This is a genomic window from Lysinibacillus sp. VIII_CA (assembly GCF_049943995.1).
Taxonomy (GTDB): domain Bacteria; phylum Bacillota; class Bacilli; order Bacillales_A; family Planococcaceae; genus Lysinibacillus; species Lysinibacillus pinottii.
Window position 1 is genome coordinate 56,837 of the sequence record NZ_JBNFXM010000022.1, and the last position, 6,337, is coordinate 63,173.

Sequence of the window (6,337 nt, forward strand, 5' to 3'; positions counted from 1 at the left end):
CGCTACACTCTTTTGCATATTTATTCTCCAACTGGAACGTCATCATCTTTTAGTTTATCAGTAATCATTTCTAAAAAAGTTATAATGGTTTCTAACTCGTCTGTATTGAAACTATCCAATAGGCGCAGGTATCGATTTCTTGCCTTCTCATGCAATTGTTCGTGGATAGAGGAAAGTTGCTTCCCGAAAGCAGTAAGGAGATAGTGAACTTCTTTTTGATTGGCCTCCTGTCTGGTCTCGACAATAACGTTCTTCTCGAGCATTTTTTTGATTGCCTTTGTAATGGCGGGCTTGGAGACGTTTAACGTTTCCGAAAGGAATGTATTATTCGCAGAACCCTGCGCCTTGATGGCTGAAACAATGTGTAATTGAGTGAGAGTCCAATCCATCATAATGGAGTTTTCCTCATTTTTTTTACTGAAGCTTTTTCTCTTTTGAACGGCTTCTCTTTCTTGGATAAGCCGTTGCAAAGCATTCAACGCTTCCATTTTTTTGTCTATAAGATTCATAATGTATCACCTAACTTTTTATTTTTGTTAACTGGTTAACAATATTAGTTTACCGGTTAACAAAGATAAGTGTCAAGTGTAAATTAACTGTTCAACAAACGGGCGCTTTTCTGAAATAGGAAAGCGTCTTTCTTTATAAATGGGCTAGATTATGGAGTTGAGTTTTACCAAAGGTATTGTATGATACTGTACTTATTTTTTATATTATTAATTTAATCGGGTTACGGCTTCAAGAATAGATGGATACCGATTTTTTTGTATATATTTAAATAAATTTGAATCGTTTTGTTGTTCCAATTTCTCTAATAAGTATAAGAGGAAAGGAGGTTTGTTAATTGGAGATAAAATCAAAGTTAGTAAATCGTGCTAAAAAAGGCGATTCCGAGGCATTTCAAATCCTAATACATGAAGAAAAAGAAAAAATGTACAGAATGGCTTATATGTATATGCGAAATGAAGATGATGCGCTTGAAGTGTTTCAAGAAAGCCTATATAAAGCTTTAAAATGCAATTAATACATTGAAAAATGACGGTTATTTTTCAACGTGGTTAATGAGAATTTTAATTAACACAGCTATTGCAACTTTAAAGAAGAAACAAAAGCTTGTTTCGATTAATATGGAAATCTTTGATCAGATTGAGGATACAGAGCATTCTGGAACTGAGGAACATCTTGATCTTCTTCAAGCAATGGACGATATTGAGGAAAAGTATAAAACGGTCTTGCTACTGCGTTTTTATCAAGATTATACAGTTAAGCAAATTGCAGCGTTTCTTGATTGTCCCGAGGGTACTGTGAAGACAAATATTCGTCGTGGATTAGATCTATTAAAAACAAAATTAAAGGGGGTTTATTGCGATGACAGACAAAATTCCATCGTTTAAAGAAGGAATTGATAATATTCACGTTCCACTCGATAAATTGGATACAATTATTTCAAAAACGATTCATGAGAACGTTCAAAGGGGAAAAAAGTCTTTGAGAATTAAGATTGTATATAGCTTAAGTTCAGTTGCCGTAGCATCTATTCTGTTTATTAGTTCCGCAACTTTCTCTCCTGCTATGGCTAATATCGTTTCAAAAATACCAATAATTGGTGCTGTATTTAGTGATTCTGGAGATCCTGGTTTAGAGAAAGTTAATGAGCAAGGATTAACAAATTTAATAGCTGATACCAAAAATACAGGAGGAACATCAATTACACTTGATGAAGTTTTCTATGATGGGACACGTTTTACTATTGGATTTTCAATCACATCAGAGAAAGTTATTGAAGAATCCTATTTATCATCCGGGCCTGAAATCAAAATTAATGGACAAGCTTTTTCTAATGCCAGTACTTATAGTGAAACAAAAAATATCACCTACACATCGAACAGGAATCATTAACATTGACTCTCTAGATGATTTGCCTGAAGCGTTTACTCTAGGTGTAAACTTTACAGGTGTTGACGGTAAGCAGTGGGATTTCTCTACTCCTGTTAGCATGAAAACAGAAGTAGAATATGTAATTATTAATCACAGTCAAACTGTAAAAGACATTAATTTAACAGTTTCTAATTTAGAAATAAGTGCAGCCGGATTACGTTTTAACTTTAATGCAGACACAGAAAAAATAAATTATTTAACTAATGGGTACCTAGATTTCAAAGTGATTGATGATAAAGGAAACGAACTTATATCACATTCGGGTGGTAGTCAAATTCAAAATGTCGATGCAAAGGAAGAATTAACAGGTAGTCTACTAATAGACCCAATCACAGATAATGCTAAAACATTGACAGTTATACCATATATTAATTTCCACCAAGGAGGAACTAGTGTGGAAGTTGACCTTAAAGGCAATGAAACAAAAACAAATATTCAACCTTTTAATGAAACGGACATTGAATTTAAAAACTTTACAGTAACTCTACCTTAGAAGGTAAATATTTTTCGATTATTACTAACGAGATGCGTTGATCCTAGCAAGTGTCAGCGCTTATTTCCACTTTAGTTATAGGAGAAGCCCTTGAAGCTTAAGGGTTTACTGAAGTGAATAGCTATATGTTTGGTGAGCTAATAGATATGATAACTTCAACAATCGGGCGCGTTTATTTAGGAACGCATCTTTTTCTTTTAAAGGGCCAGATAGTTGAGGAACATTTTCAATAAAATTGAATATTATTGTTGAATTAAAGAATAATAGATTGAGAAGTTTCTCACTTTAATTAACGGTGCAGTTTAGTTGAACAAACTAATTGAAAGAAATGAATTAACCTCGGTTAAAAAAGTTTTGTTAAAATTAGAATGTTTTATAAAATTTTTCGTGATTTAAAACTATTCAAAACGTACATTTTCTGAGATTTCTTTAACCTTGTCCCAATCTAAAATTTGAATTTCTTTTTCTTCTCGTTTTATAATCTCTTTCTCTGTCCAGTCCTTAAGTATTCTATTTAGATGTCTTTTTGTAGTACCAATCAATGAGGCAACATCATCCAAAGAATTTGTTTTTATATATTGATTTACATGTGAAGGGAATTCAACCGAGCATAAATAAGCAGCTAGACGTACGCTTACTGGAGAGAGTGCATTTACTTTTGATGAAATTGTGCAAGTTAAAAGCTTATAGGCTAGCTCTTTCAACAATAGTTGATTAAATTTACTATCAAATTTTAAATTTGTTTCATACACTTCTATAGGAATAAATAATACTTCACACGGCTCTGTTGCAATACAGTTTGATGCAACTAAGCAATCTGCAAAGATTTCGATATCGCCCATAATCGCTGGTTGTTGACAGTAGCGTAGGAGTAATTCTTTTCCAGTCACTTCTAAGCTAGACACCATATATCTACCTGAAAGTAAAAAATATAGGCCATCTATCTTGTCCCCTGCTTTTAAAATAATCTCATTAGGTTGAAAAGTACGTACAGAAATGGACGATATTAGTTCTTTTGATAAAGTGTAGTCATATATAGATCGAAATAGATTTTGACTCATTTTTTCCTCCGGGACATCTGTCCTTTATTGTTTGTTTTTGTTTATTTTAATATAGGTATAGTCAATTAATAAAGAGGTAGGGATTCAAATGAACTTTGTATTCGATTTAGATGGAACACTTTGTTTTAATGGCAAGAGTATTGATAAAGAAATAATTGATGCACTTCAAGAATTAAAGTTTGCAGGGCATCAAGTGATTTTCGCTTCAGCTAGACCGATTCGTGATTTATTACCTGTTATACCTAGTAGCTTCCATAAAGGTCTATTAGTTGGAGGAAATGGTACATTTACTTATGATCATGGGCATATTCAAGTGATAAATTTCGAACAACAAATATTAGACAAACTCATTGAACTCATTCATCTACATCAATTAGAATTTTTAGCAGATGGTCAGTGGAATTACGCCTTTTCAGGTAATGTTGTACATCCTATTTATCAAAATATCGATAAAACTAATTCAACGAACATTCCTTTGGAACAATTACTGCCAGTTTGCAAATTAGTTTTATTCCAACCGAATGAGGAAGTATTAGAAGCTCTTCAAGTAATTCCTGTATCAGTTACACACTATAAAACAGAGCATGCCCTCGACATTAGTCCTCTAGGTATTAATAAAGTTAGAGGACTTCATATGTTGAATATTCAACAGTTTATTGCTTTTGGAAACGATAGTAACGATCAATGCTTGTTTGAACATGCAGTTCATAGTGTATGCGTAGGCAATAATGAAGTTAAACGTTATGCGAAAGAAAACATTGAAAGAGCAGATGTAGCAGGAAAAATTCGAGAATTAATTGGAAAGTATTATCTAGATGAAAGAGATACAGATACATCTAAACTTGTTAATAAATTAAAAAGCTTTAAATAAGGTTTAAACTTTGTAAATAAAGAAAAACTTCGCAGGGGCTTTACTTACAAGCAAAAGACTAATCACTGACTTGATATTCAGCAATCGGGCGCTTTTATTTAGGAACACGTCTTTTTCTTTTAAAGGGCCAGATTGTTCAGGAACGTTTTCAATACAATTGAAGATTAATACTAAAATATAGGGTCAAAATTGTGAAGATTTGTTCGTCTACATTTTTATTTAGAAATCAGTAGTCTTGAAAGATTAATATATTTAAGGATATTGTAGATATAATAAATCTCTAATAGAGGTGTTAACATGAAGTTTTAAAAAGCGACTATTTATGCTTTACACACCATGCATTCTCTCGTTACTGCTTCTTCGATTGAGCCTATAGGTGTCCAGCAACTGGTAGAATCCCAAGGTGTTTCAACAACTTATCTGTCCAAAATTTTAACCAATCTCGTAAAAGAAGGAATGATTGAATCAATTTCCTGATATCTCGACTGTATAGAAAAGATGTAGCTGTAGAGACAGCAAAACGAATGGAGTATGAAATTAAGTTGTAATTTTCCACTAACTAATGAAAGAAGGATGATACTAATGATATTAGTGAGTTCTTGTTTAGCAGGATTACAGGTAAGATATAACGGTACGCATAGTTTAGATCTTAAGATCAGTAAACTAATAGAAGAGAATAAGCCAATACCTGTATGCCCGGAATTGCTTGATGGATTTTCAACCCTCAGAGAACCTGCTGAAATAATAGGCGGTAACGGGGATGATGTATTAGATGGGAAAGCTAAAGTAGTCGAGAAGTCAGGAGGAGACGTTACGGAATTATACTTAAAAGGAGCTTACACTACTTTAAAAAAGTCTAAAGATGTTAACGCAACAGTAGTTGTTCTTAAGGAGTATAGTCCATCCTGCGGAAATTCAATGATTTATAAGGGTGAATTTATAGGGGAGAAAATTGCTGGGAATGGAGTTACAACTGCAATATTAAAAAGAAACAGTTTACAAATAATTTCATAAGAACAATTTGCGGTAATTTCGATAAGATAATATAATATATATTCAATTGTATTCCATAATAAGGATTTGCTGTTATTAATGTCAAATTCTGATTTGTACAAGTATAAAAGATGTTGTAGCTTTCCAAATGAGTCATTCATTTTGGCATTCAAAGGAGGAGTTTTTTTGGAATTTAGCACTGAAAGATTAAATATTAGACCTTTTAAGAGTAATGACTTACATGATGTATTTAACATTTACAGTAACGATGATACATGTAAGTATCTCTTGCATGATAAGTGGACACATGAAAATATGCAGGAAAAGTTTAATGAAAAGCTAGAAAATAGTGCACTCACAAAGGAAACAATTTTAAGTTTGGCAGTAGTAGTGAACCATTCTAAAGTAATTGGTGATTTATCTGTATGGTATACAGATATGAAGGATACTGTTGAAATTGGTTATAGCTTTTCTCCCGAAGCTTCAGGAAAGGGTTATGCAACGGAAGCTGTGAGTAGTTTAGTCAAAAAGTTATTTGATGAAATTAATGTGCATCGTATACAAGCTAACCTTGATGCGAGAAATGAAGCATCACAAAAATTATGTGAACGTATAGGTATGAGAAAAGAAGCCCATTTCATTCAGGATTTTTGGAATAAAGGTGAATGGACAGATAGTATTACGTATGGAATGTTGCTTTCAGATTTAAATTAAAATTACTTATTTATTATCTTTTAAACTGTGTCGGTAGTTCTTCTAACTCGAACAATTTTAAGTGCTGTTCCTCAAAGAATACCAGCTAATATCAGTTCACCGATCTTCCGCAAACGGGCGCAATTCCTATAAAAGGAGTTGTGTCTTTTTAGTTAACCTTTAAAAGTGGTTTAGCATACTTGAAAGAAAATGTTCAGTGTGCGAAACGTTTCCCTATAAATGTATATACATGAAATGGGAGGGCTGTCACTACAGTCACAACTGATT

General features: G+C 32.8%; 7 protein-coding genes and 2 pseudogenes. 7 read left to right on the forward strand and 2 right to left on the reverse strand.

What is annotated here, in order from left to right; translation table 11 throughout:
- Positions 1–20: 20 nt before the first annotated feature.
- On the reverse strand, positions 21–509 hold the full coding sequence (locus ACP3VS_RS20785) for a MarR family transcriptional regulator (RefSeq protein WP_197224322.1): 489 nt from the start codon (positions 507–509) through the stop codon (positions 21–23).
- 335 nt (positions 510–844) lie between these two features.
- Between ACP3VS_RS20785 and ACP3VS_RS20790 the strand changes: the two are divergent.
- The 3 genes and pseudogenes from ACP3VS_RS20790 to ACP3VS_RS20800 all read left to right on the forward strand — a co-directional run bounded on the left by ACP3VS_RS20790 (position 845) and on the right by ACP3VS_RS20800 (position 2,431).
- Positions 845–1,394: pseudogene (locus ACP3VS_RS20790) on the forward strand (sigma-70 family RNA polymerase sigma factor).
- The gene (locus ACP3VS_RS20795; RefSeq protein ID WP_426389834.1) at positions 1,369–1,899 is read left to right on the forward strand and encodes a DUF4179 domain-containing protein; all 531 of its coding nucleotides are present in this window, start codon (positions 1,369–1,371) and stop codon (positions 1,897–1,899) included. Before ACP3VS_RS20790 ends, ACP3VS_RS20795 begins: the two are co-directional and overlap by 26 nt.
- The gene (locus ACP3VS_RS20800) at positions 1,856–2,431 is read left to right on the forward strand and encodes a DUF5643 domain-containing protein (RefSeq protein WP_426389836.1); all 576 of its coding nucleotides are present in this window, start codon (positions 1,856–1,858) and stop codon (positions 2,429–2,431) included. Before ACP3VS_RS20795 ends, ACP3VS_RS20800 begins: the two co-directional genes overlap by 44 nt.
- Before the next feature lie 398 nt (positions 2,432–2,829).
- On the opposite strand, the gene ACP3VS_RS20805 is transcribed toward ACP3VS_RS20800, so the two are convergent.
- Positions 2,830–3,492 carry a Crp/Fnr family transcriptional regulator gene (locus ACP3VS_RS20805; RefSeq protein ID WP_012294208.1) on the reverse strand — a complete coding sequence of 221 codons (663 nt, stop codon included), beginning with the start codon at positions 3,490–3,492 and terminating at the stop codon, positions 2,830–2,832.
- An 88-nt stretch (positions 3,493–3,580) separates the two neighbouring features.
- On the opposite strand from ACP3VS_RS20805, the gene ACP3VS_RS20810 reads away from it, so the two are divergent.
- The 4 genes and pseudogenes from ACP3VS_RS20810 to ACP3VS_RS20825 all read left to right on the forward strand — a co-directional run bounded on the left by ACP3VS_RS20810 (position 3,581) and on the right by ACP3VS_RS20825 (position 6,070).
- Complete coding sequence (locus tag ACP3VS_RS20810) at positions 3,581–4,363, forward strand: HAD-IIB family hydrolase (RefSeq protein WP_197224320.1); 783 nt, start codon at positions 3,581–3,583, stop codon at positions 4,361–4,363.
- Between the two features lie 318 nt (positions 4,364–4,681).
- Positions 4,682–4,837, forward strand: a pseudogene (locus tag ACP3VS_RS20815) (Rrf2 family transcriptional regulator); the annotation flags it as partial.
- A 108-nt stretch (positions 4,838–4,945) separates the two neighbouring features.
- The gene (locus tag ACP3VS_RS20820) at positions 4,946–5,377 is read left to right on the forward strand and encodes a DUF523 domain-containing protein (RefSeq protein WP_012294211.1); all 432 of its coding nucleotides are present in this window, start codon (positions 4,946–4,948) and stop codon (positions 5,375–5,377) included.
- Between the two features lie 165 nt (positions 5,378–5,542).
- Positions 5,543–6,070, forward strand: a complete 528-nt coding sequence (locus tag ACP3VS_RS20825; RefSeq protein ID WP_197224319.1) for a GNAT family N-acetyltransferase — start codon at positions 5,543–5,545, stop codon at positions 6,068–6,070.
- The last annotated feature ends 267 nt before the right edge of the window (positions 6,071–6,337 follow it).

Excerpts from the sequence above, each read along its gene's own strand:
- ACP3VS_RS20795 (WP_426389834.1), top strand. The coding sequence starts at position 1,369 with ATGACAGACAAAATTCCATCGTTTAAAGAAGGAATTGATAATATTCAC.
- ACP3VS_RS20785 (WP_197224322.1), bottom strand. The coding sequence starts at position 509 with ATGAATCTTATAGACAAAAAAATGGAAGCGTTGAATGCTTTGCAACGG.
- ACP3VS_RS20810 (WP_197224320.1), top strand. The coding sequence starts at position 3,581 with ATGAACTTTGTATTCGATTTAGATGGAACACTTTGTTTTAATGGCAAG.
- ACP3VS_RS20820 (WP_012294211.1), top strand. The coding sequence starts at position 4,946 with ATGATATTAGTGAGTTCTTGTTTAGCAGGATTACAGGTAAGATATAAC.
- ACP3VS_RS20805 (WP_012294208.1), bottom strand. The coding sequence starts at position 3,492 with ATGAGTCAAAATCTATTTCGATCTATATATGACTACACTTTATCAAAA.